Origin of the sequence: Nonomuraea sp. AD125B (assembly GCF_041402765.1) — a bacterium.
Lineage (GTDB): Bacteria > Actinomycetota > Actinomycetes > Streptosporangiales > Streptosporangiaceae > Nonomuraea > Nonomuraea bangladeshensis.
Genome location: NZ_JBGLOU010000003.1, coordinates 181073 through 195603 on the forward strand (window position 1 = coordinate 181073; position 14531 = coordinate 195603).

Genomic DNA, 14531 nt, shown 5'->3' on the forward strand with positions numbered 1-14531 from the left:
ACGGGCCGGGCGTTCCCCGTGGCCGCCGGGTCCGCCGCGGCCGTCACGGCGGCCGCCCTGCTCGCGCTCCGGCCGGCCGGCGACGACGGCTTCCCGACCGACCCCGTGGGCGTGCTCGCGTTGGCGGCGGCCTCGACCGGCGCGGCCGTCACCGCCGCCCGGCTCACGGTTACGCGGTCTCCTGGGTCGCCACGGCGATCTTCCTCGTGCTGCTCGCCCGCGGCCGGAGTGGCGTGCTGAACCTGCTCGGCGCCCTGCTCTCGGGCGTCGGCGGGATTCTTTTCGCGCTCACGATCACCGCGGAGGCGCTGCCGTTCGCCTACGCAGCCGACCCCGCGGTGCTGCCCGAGGCCGAGGGACGTGTTCGCGGGGCTACCGGCGTTCAATCGCGCGGTCACCGTCGTCGGATACCTGCTGCAGGTCGCGCTCGTCGCCGCCATCGGCTGGTTCGGGCTCCGCGCCGCGCTCACCAGGTAGCTCCGAACAATTCCGGCACTTGCCGCATCCAACGTGACATGATCACGCTCCTGGTGGCGGCGCTGGCCCTCGGCCCCGTCCAGATCCCCGACAACTTCCTGCTGACCGAGAAGGCCGCCCGTGCCCCGCAGTCGGAGGACGACAGGGCCGAGAGCTCGTGGCGCATCAGCGACAAGACGACCGCTCCCCTGGCGCTCAACCCCTGCCGCCGCAAACGCGTCTCACCGGCGGAGCGCTCGGCCGTACGCACGATTTTCCACGACACCACAGCGCCCTCGCACTCCAGCGAGCAGCTCCTCGTCCACCGGAGCGCCGGCGCCGCCAGAACCGCCCTGCGCACCCTCCTCGCCGACGCCCGCCGGTGCCGGACCAAGCCGTACGGAGCGCCGTACAGCTGGGCCCGCGACAGCAGGACGCGCTGGGTCGTGAGCCCCACGCGGGTCGGCGATGAGGCCGCGCTGATGCACCTCATGATGTACGACAAGCTCAACAAGGAATGGACGCCCCTGCTGTCGGGCATCGTCGCCCGCAAGGGCCGCGCGCTGATGGTCTACACCGGCGACCAGGAGACCCTCGGCCACTCCCGCGCCCGCGCCGTCAAGGCGCTGCGCAAGACCGCCACCCGTATGGCGGCCAAGGTGTGCGCGCTGCCCTCGGTCTGCGCCTGAAGCCGCTCAGGCCCGGGGCATCGCCACCGCCTTGATCCGGGCGGCGGCCAGCACGGCCGCCGCCAGCACCGCGAGGACACAGCAGAGGCCGAGCAGCCCGAGCACGGTCGCGACGGCGGCCAGTTCTACGGCGAGCGGCTGCGCAGGGAACGGAACAAGAAAGCCGCTCGCTACCACCTCTACCGGGCCTTTCCCCAGCTCCATGTGACCAGCAGAGCACAGCCCTCCGGGCTCGCCCTGACCTGACCTGCAAGCAAGATCAAGCAGGTTCCAAGTCAGTAGCAAGCCGGGTCATTGATGCTGATCTGCGGAGGATAATGATCCTTTGCGAAGCGAGCAGATGACCCCACGGAGAAGACCCGCGCCGCGGACGCACGCGCCGACCATGCGCCGGTGAGCCGCCCGCGCGACCTCGCGCGCCCAGCGACGACCTCGCCCGGGCACGTTCGACCTTTGCTGGAAAGAGGACACATGAACACGGATGTGACGGGCGCGAACCGTCCTCTCACCGACTCGCCCGGCCGCCTCCACGAGGCCGTGGAGGCGCAGTGCCGGCGTACGCCCGATCGTGTGGCCGTCGTCGCGGGCACGAGCCGGCTGACCTACGCCGAGGTCGACCGCATGGCCAACGGGGTCGCCGACGCCCTGGTCGCGAGGGGTGTCGGACGCGGCGACCTGGTCGGGATCTGCCTGAGCCGCGACGAGTGGCTGGTGCCCGCGCTGATCGGGGTGCTGAAGGCGGGGGCGGCCTACGTGCCGCTGGACCCGGCCTATCCGGCGGAGCGGTTACGGTTCATGGCCGAGGACTCCGGCGCGGGCGTGGTGGTCACCTCGGCGGCGCAGCGCGACACCGCGGCGCTGACCGGCGCCGGCACCGTGCTCGTCGACGACACGACGCCCGCGGCGCGCGGGCCCGAGGTGCCCGGCGAGCCGGGCGACGCCGCGTACGTCATCTACACCTCCGGCTCCACCGGCCGCCCCAAGGGCGTGGTCGTGGAGCACCGCAACACCCTCAACTTCGTGCGCTGGGAGGCGTCCGCCTACACCGCCGAGGAGCTGAGCGGCATGCTGGCCGGCTCCTCCATCTGCTTCGACGCCTCGATCACGCAGATCTTCACGCCGCTCTGCGCCGGCGGGACCGTGATCATGGCGGACAACGTGCTGTCGCTGCCGACGCTGCCGGCCCGCGACGAGGTGCGCACGGTCTTCGGTGTCCCGTCCGCGCTGTCGGTGCTGCTGCGCGAGCCGCTGCCGGACGGCGTGCGCATGATCCTGTCCGGCGGCGAGCGGCTGACCGCCGCCCTGGTCGCCCGCATGTACGCCAACCCGGGCGTACGCCGCGTGCTCAACATGTACGGCCCCACCGAGTGCACCACCGGCTGCACCATCCATGAGGTGAGCCGCGACTCCCAGGACGACCCGCCGCTGGGCGGGCCGATGGCGAACGCGCTGCTCAGCGTGCGCGACCCCGACGGCAGGCCGGTCGCCGACGGAGACGTGGGCGAGCTGTGGATCGGCGGGCCCGGCGTGACCCGCGGCTACCTGGGCCACGAGTCGCAGGCGTTCCGCACCGAGCCGGACGGCACCCGCGTCTACCGCAGCGGCGACCTGGTCCGGTGGGTGGATGGGCTGCTGCGTTACGTGGGCCGCGCCGACGACCAGGTCAAGATCCGCGGCTACCGGGTGGAGCTGGGCGAGGTCGAGTCGGCGCTGGACCGCCACCCCGCCGTGCACCGCTCGGTCGTGCTGGCGGACACCGACGACGACGGCATCGCCTACCTCGCCGCCCACGTGGCGGCCTCCGGCGTGACCGAGCCCGAGCTGCGCGACTGGCTGCGTGACCGCCTGCCCGACCACCTGGTCCCGGCCAGGATCGGCGTGACCGCCGACCTGCCGATCGCCCCGATGGGCAAGGTGGACCGCGCGGCCCTGCCCAAGCTGCGCGCCGCCCGTACGGGGAGCGAGGCGCCGGTCGCGCCACGGACGGACGACGAGCGCCAGGTGGCCGAGGTCATCGCGGACGTGCTGGACCTGCCTGAGGTGGGCGTGCACGACCGGTTCGCCGACCTCGGCGGGCACTCGCTGGCCGCCGCACGGGTGGTGACGGAGCTGTCACGGCGGCTCGGGCACACCGTGCCGCTGGCGGCGTTCCTGACCGAGCCGACCGCGGCCGGCCTCGCGGCGCGCCTGCGTGAGCCAGGGTCGGCGCCGGTGCGGCGGACCGGCGCGACCCGGCACCCGCTCACCGCCGCGCAACGCGAGTTCTGGACGCTGCGCCAGCTGCACCCGCACAGCCCGGTCACCACCGTGTCGGTACGGCTCCGCGTACGCGGCCTCGGTGGAAGCGCGCCGCTGCGCGCGGCGCTCGACACGATCCTGCGCCGGCACGAGGCCCTGCGCAGCACGGTCTCGGTCGGCGAGGACGGCGTCCCGTACGCGGTCGTGCACCCGCCCGTCCCCGTCCCCCTGGTCGAGCACCCGGCGGGCGCGGACCCGGTGAAGGTGGCCAGGGCCGCCGCGGAGCACGTGTTCGACGTGACGAACGAGGTGCCGCTGCTGCGCGCGAGCCTGTGCCCGGCAGGGGACGACGTGGCCGAGCTGGTGCTCGTGACGGACCACCTCGCCTTCGACGGCGGTTCCGTCGGCGTGCTGATGGAGGAGCTGGCCGCCGAGCTGGCGGGTGAGCCCGTCGCCGAGCCTGCGGTGCAGCTCGGCGACGTGGCGGCGCGCGAGCAGGAGGGCCGGGCCGACCTCGCGCGGCTGCGGGAGTTCTGGCGCACCGAGCTGGAGGGGGCGCCGGTGGCGGGGCCGCCGCCCGGCGACCTGACGACCGGCCGGGTGATCAGGCCGCTGCCCGAGGAGTTCACGGACGGCGTGGCCGCGCTGGCCCGAGCGTGCGGTGCGACCCCGTTCGCGGTGTACCTGGCCGCTCTCGCCCTGGCCGCCGGGGAGCCCGACACGCTGATCGGCATGGTCGCGGCGCGGCGCGCCGAGCCGGAGCTGGCCCGGATCGTCGGGCCGCTGATCGACACGGTGCCGGTGCGGCTGCGGACGGATGCCGCGCCGACCTTCCGCGACCTGGTCAGGCAGGCCGGGGAGGCCAGCACGCGGGCGCTGGTCCATCAGGAGGTCCCGCCCGCCGACCTGCCCCGCGCCCCGGTGCTGCTGGCCATGCAGCACGCCGAGGTGCCGGTGCGCGCCGGCTGCCTCGAACTGCTGACCGAGGTCGGCTCGGGCGCGGCGGTGCACGAGTTCAGCGTCCTCGTCAACCGGACGGCCGCCGGCGCCGAGCTGCACCTGGAGTACGCGGTCGCGCTGCTCGGCAGGGAGGCGGCCGAGGCGTACCTGGACCGGCTGCTGTGGCTGCTGCGGCGCGCGGTGGCCGAGCCGGACCTGGTGATCGCGGCGTTCGAGCCGGTCACCCCCGACGAGCGCGCCGCGCTGCTGGCCCGCGCGGCCGGGCCGCGGCTGCCCGACGGCCTGCCGCCGGTGCCGTCGGCGCTCGCGTCGCACACGGCGGGCACGGCGGCGGTCGGCCCGGACGGCGCCACGCTGAGCCACGCCGAGCTGAACGACCGCGCCGACCGGATCGCGGCCGGGCTGCTGGCGCACGGGGTGTCGCGGGGCGACGTGGTCGGCGTCCGCGTGCCGCGCGATCACATGCTGCCCGCGGTGCTGCTGGGCGTGTGGCGGGCCGGGGCGGCGTACCTGCCGCTGGACCCGGACCACCCGGCCGAGCGGCTGCGCCTGCTGACCGAGGACGCGGGCGCCCGCGTGGTGCTCACGCGCGGCGAAACGCCCACTGAAACAGGGCCGGTGGCGCTCGACGCGGACCGGCTCGCGGCGGGTCCGCGTGCGGACCTGCCGGAGGTCCGCGCCGACGACCTGGCGTACCTCACCTACACCTCCGGCTCCACCGGCGCCCCCAAGGGGGTCGAGGTCACCCACGGCGGCCTGGCCGCCCTCGTGGCCGGGATGATCTCGACGCTCCGCCTCGGCCCGGCCGACGTGCAGCCCGCGGTCGCGCCGCTGAGCTTCGACGCCTCGGCCTCCGAGCTGTGGAGCGTCCTGACCGCCGGCGGCACGTCGGTGGTGGTGGACCGGGCCACGGCCGCCGACGGGCACGCGCTGGCGGAGCTGATCACCACGAGCGGGGCCACGGTGATCGACCTGGTGCCGACCTCGTACCGGATGCTGGTCGCGGCCGGCTGGGCGGGCGGCCCGGCGCTGCGCGCCGTCGCCGGCGGCGAGGCCCTGGACCCGGCGCTGGCCGAGCAGATCCTGCTCCGCGTCGGCGAGCTGTGGAACGCCTACGGTCCCACCGAGACCACCGTCACCTCGACGCTGCACCGGGTGCGCGCGCACGAGGCCGACCGGGTGCCGATCGGGTCGCCGATGCCGGGCGAGCGGGCGTACGTGGTGGACGCGCGGCTGCGGCTGGTGCCGCCGGGCGCGGTCGGCGAGCTGCTGCTGGGCGGCGCCGGCGTGGCCCGCGGCTACCGGGGCCGCCCCGAGCTGACCGCGGCCGCCTTCGTGGCCGACCCGTTCACGCCGGGCGGCCGGTGCTACCGCACGGGCGACCTGGTGCGCTGGCGGCCGGACGGGACGCTGGAGTTCCACGGCCGCCGCGACCACCAGGTGAAGGTCCGCGGCTACCGGATCGAGCTGGGCGAGATCGAGGCCGTGCTGCGCGAGCTCGCCGACGCCGCGGTGACCGTGGCGGGCACCGACGCGCAAGCCCACCTGGTCGGCTACGTCGCGCCCGAGACGGCGGACCTGGCCGCGATCGAGCGGCACGCCCGGTCCCGGCTGCCCGGCCACATGGTGCCGCGCCGCTGGGTCGCCCTGCCGGCCCTGCCCACGCTGCCCAGCGGCAAGGTGGACCGGGCCGCGCTGCCCGAGCCGGACACCGGCCCCGACCCGGCGCGGGTCGCGCCGGCCACCGACGCCGAGCGCCTGGTGGCCGCCGTCTGGGCCGAGGTGCTCGAACGGCCCGAGGTCTGGGCCGGCGACGACTTCTTCGCCCTCGGCGGGGCCTCGTTCGCCGCGACCAGGGTGGCCGCCCGCCTGCGCGAGATGTTGCAGCTCGCCGTGCCCGTGCGGTTGCTGTTCGACCGCCCGGTGCTCGCCGACTTCGCCGCCGCGCTGGAGGAGCTGCTGGCCGCCGACCTGATGGAGGGGAACGAGGGATGACCGAAGTACGTGAGGACCGGATCGCCGAACTCGTCCGGTCCAGGCTCGCCGCCGCGCTGAAGCAGAACGAGAAGGCCGCCGCCCCCGGCATCCCGGCGACGTCGGCCACGGACATGCCGCTGTCGCCGGCGCAGGAGCGGCTGTGGTTCCTGGCCCAGCTCGAACCGGACACACCTGCCTACAACGTGCCGCTGACGCTGCGGCTGCGCGGCCCGGTGGACGTCGCCGCCCTCACCGGCGCGGTGGCGGACCTGGCCGAGCGGCACTGGGTCCTGCGCGGCGTCATCGAGGACGGGCGGGTGCGTCCCGTCGCCGCCGTGCCGGTGCCCGTGGTGGACGTGGACCCGGCGGAGCTGGAGCGCGAGCTGACCGCGCACGCCTGGCGGCCGTTCCGGCTGGAGGCCGAGCCGCCCCTGCGGGCCACGGTGTTCCGGCTCGCGGGCGACGAGTGCGTGCTCGCGCTCACCCTGCACCACATCGCCACCGACGCCTGGTCGGAACGCGTGCTGCTGGACGATCTCGCCCGCCTGTACGCCGCCCGCCTCGGCCTGGAGCCGCCCCCCGCTCCCCCCGCCCTGCAGTACGCGGACGTGGCCGCGTGGGAGGCCGGGCGGCCGGACACCGACCTCGACTGGTGGGCCGGGCACCTGGCGGGCCTGCCGCCGGTGCTCGACCTGCCGCTCGCCCGCCCGCGCCCGTCCGTGCCCGGATGGGAGGGCGCGGCGGTCCCGTTGGAGGTGCCCGCGCCGCTGGCCGCGAAGGTGCGCGCGGTGGCGGGGACGTCGCCGTTCATGGTGTTCCTGGCCGGGTTGCAGGCGTTGCTGAGCCGCCTGTCCGGCGTCGAGGACGTCGCCATCGGGGTGCCGCACGCGGGCCGTCACCATCCCGACGCCGAGCGGGTCGTCGGCTGTTTCGTCAACACCCTGGTGGTGCGCGGCGACACCTCGGGCGACCCGACCGGCGCGGAGCTGCTGGCGCGGGCGCGCACGGCGGCGCTGGACGCGTACGCGCACGCCGGCACGCCGTTCGAGCGGATCGTGGAGCGGCTGCAGCCGGAGCGGAACCTCGCGGTCACGCCGCTGTTCCAGGTGATGCTCAACGTCTACGACACCGGCGCGCCGGTGTCGCTGGCCGGGCTGGAGGTCGAGGCCGGGTCGCCGGACGCGCCGACCGCGAAGTTCGACCTGAACCTGGAGCTCGGCGACGACGGCACCGGGTTCGCGGGCGAGCTGCGTTACCGTACGGACCTGTTCGACGAGGCCACCGTGCGGCGGCTCGCCGCCTGGTACCTGGAGCTGCTGGACGGCATGCTCACCGACCCGGACGCGCCGGTGCGGCTGCCGGCCGGCGACGACCTGCGCGGCCGGGACGCGGACCTGCCCGTGGACGTGCCGCTGCACACGCTGGTCGAGCGGGTGGCCGACGCCCGCCCGGACGCGGTCGCGGTCGGCTCGCTGACCTACGCGGAGCTGGACCGCCGCGCCAACCAGGTGGCCCAGTGGCTGCTGGCGAGCGGGGTGCGGCCGGAGGAGCCGGTCGGCGTGCTGCTGGAGCGGCGGCCCGAGCTGGTGGTCGCCATGCTCGGCGTGCTCAAGGCGGGCGCGGCCTACCTGCCGCTCGACCCGGTCTATCCGGAGCGGCGCAACCAGGCGGTGGTGGCCGACGCCGGGACGCGGTTCGTGCTCACGGACGTCGAGCTGGCCGCCGCCGCGGACGCCTCCGCCGAGCGCCCCGGCGTGACCGTGCGGCCGGAGCATCTGGCGTACGTGATCTACACCTCGGGCTCGACCGGGCGGCCGAAGGGGGTCGCGGTCGAGCACCGGCACATCACGCACTATCTCAGCGCGGTGGCCGAGGTCGTCCCCTCGGGGCTGACCTCGTACGCGCTGGTCTCCACCGCCGCCGCCGACCTCGGCATGACGAACGTGTGGTGCGCGCTGACCACGGGCGCCACCCTCCACCTGATCGACCACGAGACGGCCACCGACCCGGCCGCGTTCGCCGCCCGGCTGGCGGCGCACCCGGTGGACGCGATCAAGATGGTGCCCAGCCAGCTCGAACTCCTCGGCACGGCCGCGTTACCGGAGAAGCTGCTGATCCTCGCCGGTGAGGCGGTGCCGGCGGACCTGGTGGCGCGGGTCCGTGAGGCGCGGCCGGACCTGGAGGTGCAGATCCACTACGGCCCCACCGAGACCACGGTGTCGGTGCTGGCCTGCGACGCGAGCGAGAGCTCACCCGGCCGGGCGCCGCTGGGCCGGCCGCTGGCCGACGTGGTGTGCCGGGTGGCCGACCCGTCCGGGCGGGCGCTGCCGCCCGGCGTTCCCGGCGAGTTGTGGATCGGCGGGCCCAGCGTGGCCCGCGGCTACCTGGGCCGCCCCGACCTCACCGCGGAGCGCTTCACCGGCGGCTGGTACCGCACCGGCGACCGGGTCAGGGTGACCGGGGACGGGATCGTCGAGTTCCTGGGGCGGATCGACGACCAGGTGAAGGTGCGCGGCTTCCGCGTCGAGCTGGGCGAGGTCGCCGCGGCGCTGCGGGCCCTGCCGCAGGTCGCGGAGGCGTACGTGCAGCCGGTCGGCGCCGGCATGGAGCGGCGCCTGGCCGCCTGGGTGACCCCGGCGACGGTGGACGCGGCCGAGGTGCGGGCGGCGCTGCGCGAGCGGCTGCCCGACTACATGGTGCCGGCCGCGATCGGCGTGCTGGAGGCGCTGCCGCTCACCCCGAACGGCAAGGTGGACCGGGCCGCGCTGCCCGTGCCCGAGGCGGGGCCCGCGGTGCGGGTGCCGCTGGGCACTCCGGCGGAGCGCCTGGTGGGCGAGGTCTGGGCCGACGTGCTCGGCCTCGCGGAGGTGTGGGCGGACGACGACTTCTTCGCCCTCGGCGGGCACTCGTTCGCGGCGACCCGGGTGGCCGGGCGGCTGCGGGAGCGGCTGGGCGCGGCGGTGCCGGTGCGGCTGCTGTTCGAGCACCCGGTGCTGGCCGACCTGGCCGCCGCGCTCCCCCGCCCGGCCGAGGCCGCGCGGGTGCGGCGCGCGCCGGCGGACGGGCCGGTGCCGCTGTCCGGGGTGCAGGCCAGGCTGTGGTTCCTGGCGCAGCTCGAACCGGACAGCAGCGCCTACAACGTGCCGGTGGCGCTGCGGCTGCGCGGCCCGCTGCGGGCGGAGGCGCTGCTGGGCGCGGTACGCGACCTGGCCGAGCGGCACCACGTGCTGCGCGGCGTGATCGACGACTCCGGCCCCGAGCCGGTGATGGTGGTGCGCGACGCCGGCGAGGTGCCCGTGTCCACCGCGCGCGTGGACCGGTCGGAGGTCGAGGACGTGCTGGCCGTGCACCTGGCCACGCCGTTCGCGCTGGACCGCGAGCCGCCGATGCGGGCGGTGCTGCTCACGGTCGGCGATACTGGCGGCGATGCTGGGGGCGACGACGAGCACGTGCTCTCGCTCACCTTCCACCACATCGCCACCGACGCGTGGACGCGCGGGCTGCTGCTGTCGGAGCTGTCCGGCCTGTACGCCGCCCGCCTCGGCCTGCGCCCCCCGCTCGACCCGCCGCCCGCGCAGTACGCCGAGGTGTCGCCGGTCCCCGACCCGGCCGACCTGGACTGGTGGGCCGGGCACCTGGACGGCCTGCCGCCGGTGCTCGACCTGCCCACCGACCGGCCGCGCCCCGCGGTGCCCGACCCCGGCGGGGCCGCGCTCGACCTGGAGCTGCCGGCCGGGCTGAGCGAGCGCGTCAGGGCGGTGGCCGCCGCCTACCGGTCCACGCCGTTCATCGTGCTGCTGGCCGGGCTGCAGGCGCTGCTGGCCAGGCTGTCGGCGAGCGCGGACATCGCGGTCGGCGTGCCGGTCTCCGGCCGCGACCACCCCGACACCGAAGGCGTCGTGGGCTGCTTCCTCAACACCGTCGTCGTACGGACCGACGTGGGCGGCGACCCGACCGGGCGCGACCTGCTGGCCCGCGCGCGGGAGTCCGCGCTGGGCGCGCTCGCGCACGCGGGCACGCCGTTCGACCGGGTGGTGGACCGGCTGCGGCCGGAGCGGAACCTGGCGGCCACGCCCCTGTTCCAGGTGATGCTCAACTACATCTCCGGCGTGGCGCGGCCGGAGCTGGCCGGCCTGGAGGCGTCCGAGATCCACCTGCCGGAGCTGACCACCAAGTTCGACCTGAGCTGGCACGTCGTCGACGAGGGGCCGGGCGTGCCGCTGCGCGGCGGGCTCGCCTACCGGACCGACCTGTTCGAGCCGGGCACCGCGGCCAAGCTGACCCGCTGGTACACGGCGCTGCTCGACGGGCTGCTCGCCGACCTGGACGCGCCGGTGGGCGCGGTGCCGCTGGAGCCGGTGACCGGCCCGGTCGTGGCCGGCGGGCCGCCGCCCGAGCCGGCCGCCGGGGCGGTGCACCACCTGATCGAGCGCTGGGTGGACGAGACTCCCGGCGCCCCGGCCGTGGTGGGCGCCGACCGTGCCCTGACGTACGCGGAGCTGGAGTCGGCCGCGAACCGGATCGCGCACTGGCTGCTTGAGGCCGGGGTGGGCGCGGACGAGCCGGTCGGCGTGCTGCTGGAGCCGGGCGCGGACCTGGCGTGCGCGCTGTTCGGCATCCAGAAGTCGGGCGGCGGCTACCTGCCGATGGACCCGGCGTACCCGGCGGCGCGGATCGCCGCGATGCTGGAGGCCGCAGGGGTGCGGGCCGTGGTGACGGTGGGCGAGTTCGCGCACCTGATCGGGGACGGCAGGCGGGTGCTGACGCTCGACCGGCCGCCGTCCCTGCCGGACACCCGCCCCGAGGTCGACGTACGTCCCGAGCACCTGCACCACGTGATCTTCACGTCGGGGTCCACCGGCACGCCCAAGGCGGTGGCCGCCGAGCACGGCGGCGTGCTGAACTACCTGGGCGGCATGCTGCCGCGCATCGGCGTGCCCGGCGGGTCGTTCGCCGTGGTCTCCACGCCCGCCGCCGACTTCGGCCTGACCTGCGTGTTCGGCGCGCTGACCACGGGCGGGACGGTGCACCTGGTGCCGCGCGAGACCGCGATGGACCCGGCCGCGTTCGCCGGCTACCTCGCCGAGCACCGGGTGGACGTCGTCAAGTGCGTGCCGAGCCACCTGGAGCTGCTGGCCTCGGGCGGCGACCTGGCCGCCGTGCTGCCGCGCGAGCTGCTGATCCTGGCGGGCGAGGCGTGCCCGTGGGACCTGGTGGAGCGGGCCAGGGCCGCCCGGCCCGGGCTCAGGATCCAGAGCCACTACGGCCACACCGAGTCCACGATGATCTGCCTGGTGTGCGACACCGAGGAGATCCCCGCCGACCGGCGGACCGGCATCGTGCCGCTGGGCCGTCCGCTGCCCGGCGTGTACGGGCACCTGGTGGACGCCGCGCTGCGGCCGGTGCCGCCCGGCGTGCCCGGCGAGCTGGTGGTCGGCGGCCCCGGCGTCACCCGCGGCTACATCGGCCGGCCCGAGCTGACCGCCGAGCGGTTCGTCCCCGACCCGCTGACCGGGGAGGGACGCTGCTACCGCAGCGGCGACCTGCTGCGCGTCACCTCCGACGGGCGGATCGAGTTCCGCGGCCGGGTGGACGACCAGGTCAAGGTGCGCGGCTACCGCGTGGAGCTGGGCGAGGTCACCACCGCGCTGCGGGCGCTGCCGCAGGTCGCCGAGGCCGTGGTGCTGCCCGTCGGCGAGGGCAAGGCCAGGCAGCTCGCCGCCTGGGTGACGCCCGCGACCGTGGAGGCCGCGGCCGTGCGCTCGGCGCTGCGCGAGCGGCTGCCCGACTACATGGTGCCGGCGCACGTCGTGGCGCTCGACCGGCTTCCGCTCAACCCCAACGGGAAGATCGACCGGGCCGCCCTGCCCGAGCCGGTGGCGGAGCAGGCCGCGTACGCGGCGCCCTCGACCCCGAACGAGGAGCTGGTCGCCGGGGTCTTCGCCCAGGTGCTCGGCGTCGAGCGGGTGGGGGCGGGCGACGACTTCTTCGCCCTCGGCGGCGACTCGTTCGCCGCGGTGCGCGCGGTCAAGGAGATCGGTCGCGGGCTGCGGGTGATCGACCTGTTCACCCGGCCCGCCGTCGCCGAGCTGGCCGCGTTCCTCGGGCGCGAGGACGGCGGCGGGCTGCTGCACCGCCTGGGCGGCGGCCGTACCAGCGAGTTCACGCTGGTGTGCGTGCCGTACGGCGGCGGTTCCGCGGCGGTGTACCAGCCGCTGGCCAAGGCGCTCGGCGACCGGGTGGAGGTGCTCTCGGCCGAACTGCCCGGCCACGACCCCGCCCGCCCCGACGAGCCGCCGCTGCCGCTGGAGGAGCTGGTGGACGTGCTGGCCGCCGAGGTGGCGGAGAGCGCGTCGGGCCCGGTCGCGATCTACGGCCACTGCGTGGGCTCCGCGCCCGCCGTCGCGCTCGCGCGCCGGCTGGAGGCGGACGGCGTGCCCGTGCTGGGCGTGATCGCCGCCGCGAGCTTCCCCGCGGCCCGGCTGCCCGGCGCGATCAGGCGGCTGTTCGGCGGCGACCGCTGGGTGTCGGACCGGATGTTCCGCGACGCGCTGCGCGCCTCGGGCGGGCTGCTCGACGACATGGACGAGGCCGCCAAGCGGACCGCCGTACGCGCCATGCGGCACGACGCCGACCAGGCGCAGGAGTGGTTCAGCCAGGAGCTGGCCGGCGAGGGGACGCCGCTGCGCGCCCCGATCCTCAGCCTGGTCGGCGAGCGCGACCGCGCCACCGAGCTGCACGAGGAGCGCTACGCCGAGTGGTCGGCGTTCGCGCCACGGGTGGAGCGGGCCGTGCTGCCCAGGGCCGGCCACTACTTCCTGCGCCACCAGGCCGAGCCGCTGGCCGCCCTGGTGCTGGAGCACCTGACCCGCTGGGCGGCCGGAACACTGCCGGAACCGGTACGACCACCCGAACGTACGCGGCTGTGGCCCTTCTACACGGTCGCGAGCGGGCAGATCGTCTCGGCACTGGGCACGGCGCTGAGCTCGTTCGCGCTCGGCGTGTGGGCCTACCAGCGCAGCGGCGAGATCCTGGACCTGGCGCTGGTCACGATGCTGGCGCAGATCCCGGCCGTATTGCTCACCCCGCTGGGCGGCGCGCTGGCCGACCGGGTGGACCGGCGCAAGATCATGCTGGCCTGCGACGCGCTGTCCGGGCTCGCCATGGTGGCGCTGGTGCTGCTGCTGACCACCGGGGGGCTGGAGTTCTGGAACGTCTGCCTCATCGTGGGCGTGACCTCGGTCGTGTCGGCGTTCCAGCAGCCCGCCTGGCTGGCGGCGGTCGCGCAGCTGGTGCCGAAACCGTACCTGCCGCAGGCCAACGCGCTGGCGAACGTGGGCTTCGGCGTGGGCAACGTGGTCGCGCCGCTCGCGGGCGGCGCGCTGATCGGCCTGTTCGGGTTGTCGGCGGTGGTGGCCGTGGACGTGGCCACGTTCGCGGTCGGCGTCGTGACTCTGCTGCTGGTGCGCTTCCCCGACCGGCTGTTCCACCGGCGCGAGGAGACGTTCACGGCGGCGCTCACCGGCGGGTGGCGGTTCCTGCGCAGGCGGCGGCCGCTGCTGGTGATGGCGCTCTACTTCGCGGTGGTGAACTTCTGCACCGCGCTGATGTGGGTGCTCGTCACCCCGGTCGTGCTGTCCATCGGCGACTCGGCCGACCTGGGCGCGGTGACCGCCATCGGCGGTGTCGGCGCGGCCCTCGGCACCGGCGTGGTGCTGGTGTGGGGCGGCACCCGGCGGCGGGCCACCGGCATGATCGGCTTCGTGGCCGGGTCCGGGCTCGGCGTGATCCTCATGGGCGTGTGGCCGGTCGTGTGGCTGGTCGCGGCCGGGCTGTTCATCCGGCTGGCGTGCATGAGCATCGGCAACGCGCACTGGCTGTCGATCATCCAGGTCAAGGTGGGGCCGGAGCTGCAAGGGCGGGTGCTCGCGGTGAACATCATGATCGCCACGGCCATGCAGCCGATCGGCTTCCTCGCCGCCGATCCACTGGCGGAGTGGGCCGGGCGGTTCACCGACGGGCCCGGCGGAGGCGCGGGGGCGGTGCTGCTGGCCAGCGGCGTGTTCCTGGTGGTGTGGGGACTGCTGGGGCTGCGGTACCGGCCGCTGCACCACCTGGAGGACCTCGTCCCCGACGCCGCGCCGCCGTCCGAGGCCGCGGCCGACCTGGACGCCATTCAGGAGAGGGTGCTGAGCGCGTGAACATGGAACT

The 14531-nt window shown here is 75.7% G+C and carries 5 protein-coding genes; 4 read left to right on the forward strand and 1 reads right to left on the reverse strand.

Annotation, left to right across the window (positions count from 1 at the left end):
- Positions 1-18: 18 nt before the first annotated feature.
- Both ACBR40_RS10195 and ACBR40_RS10200 read left to right on the forward strand, forming a co-directional pair.
- The gene (locus tag ACBR40_RS10195; RefSeq protein ID WP_371248480.1) at positions 19-240 is read left to right on the forward strand and encodes a hypothetical protein; all 222 of its coding nucleotides are present in this window, start codon (positions 19-21) and stop codon (positions 238-240) included.
- Between the two features lie 275 nt (positions 241-515).
- Positions 516-1145 carry a hypothetical protein gene (locus ACBR40_RS10200; protein WP_371248481.1) on the forward strand — a complete coding sequence of 210 codons (630 nt, stop codon included), beginning with the start codon at positions 516-518 and terminating at the stop codon, positions 1143-1145.
- Between the two features lie 6 nt (positions 1146-1151).
- On the opposite strand, the gene ACBR40_RS10205 is transcribed toward ACBR40_RS10200, so the two are convergent.
- Entirely contained in the window at positions 1152-1349 is a 198-nt protein-coding gene (locus ACBR40_RS10205; RefSeq protein ID WP_371248482.1) for a hypothetical protein, read from the reverse strand.
- Positions 1350-1616: 267 nt separating this feature from the next.
- Between ACBR40_RS10205 and ACBR40_RS10210 the strand changes: the two genes are divergently transcribed.
- Together ACBR40_RS10210 and ACBR40_RS10215 are read left to right on the forward strand one after the other, a co-directional pair.
- Complete coding sequence (locus tag ACBR40_RS10210; RefSeq protein WP_371248483.1) at positions 1617-6338, forward strand: amino acid adenylation domain-containing protein; 4722 nt, start codon at positions 1617-1619, stop codon at positions 6336-6338.
- On the forward strand, positions 6335-14521 hold the full coding sequence (locus ACBR40_RS10215) for an amino acid adenylation domain-containing protein (RefSeq protein WP_371248484.1): 8187 nt from the start codon (positions 6335-6337) through the stop codon (positions 14519-14521). Before ACBR40_RS10210 ends, ACBR40_RS10215 begins: the two co-directional genes overlap by 4 nt.
- Positions 14522-14531 lie beyond the last annotated feature (10 nt).

Bases quoted from the DNA above. Each gene is read 5' to 3' on its own strand.
- ACBR40_RS10200 (WP_371248481.1), top strand. From the start codon at position 516: ATGATCACGCTCCTGGTGGCGGCGCTGGCCCTCGGCCCCGTCCAGATC.
- ACBR40_RS10205 (WP_371248482.1), bottom strand. From the start codon at position 1,349: ATGGAGCTGGGGAAAGGCCCGGTAGAGGTGGTAGCGAGCGGCTTTCTT.
- ACBR40_RS10210 (WP_371248483.1), top strand. From the start codon at position 1,617: ATGAACACGGATGTGACGGGCGCGAACCGTCCTCTCACCGACTCGCCC.
- ACBR40_RS10215 (WP_371248484.1), top strand. From the start codon at position 6,335: ATGACCGAAGTACGTGAGGACCGGATCGCCGAACTCGTCCGGTCCAGG.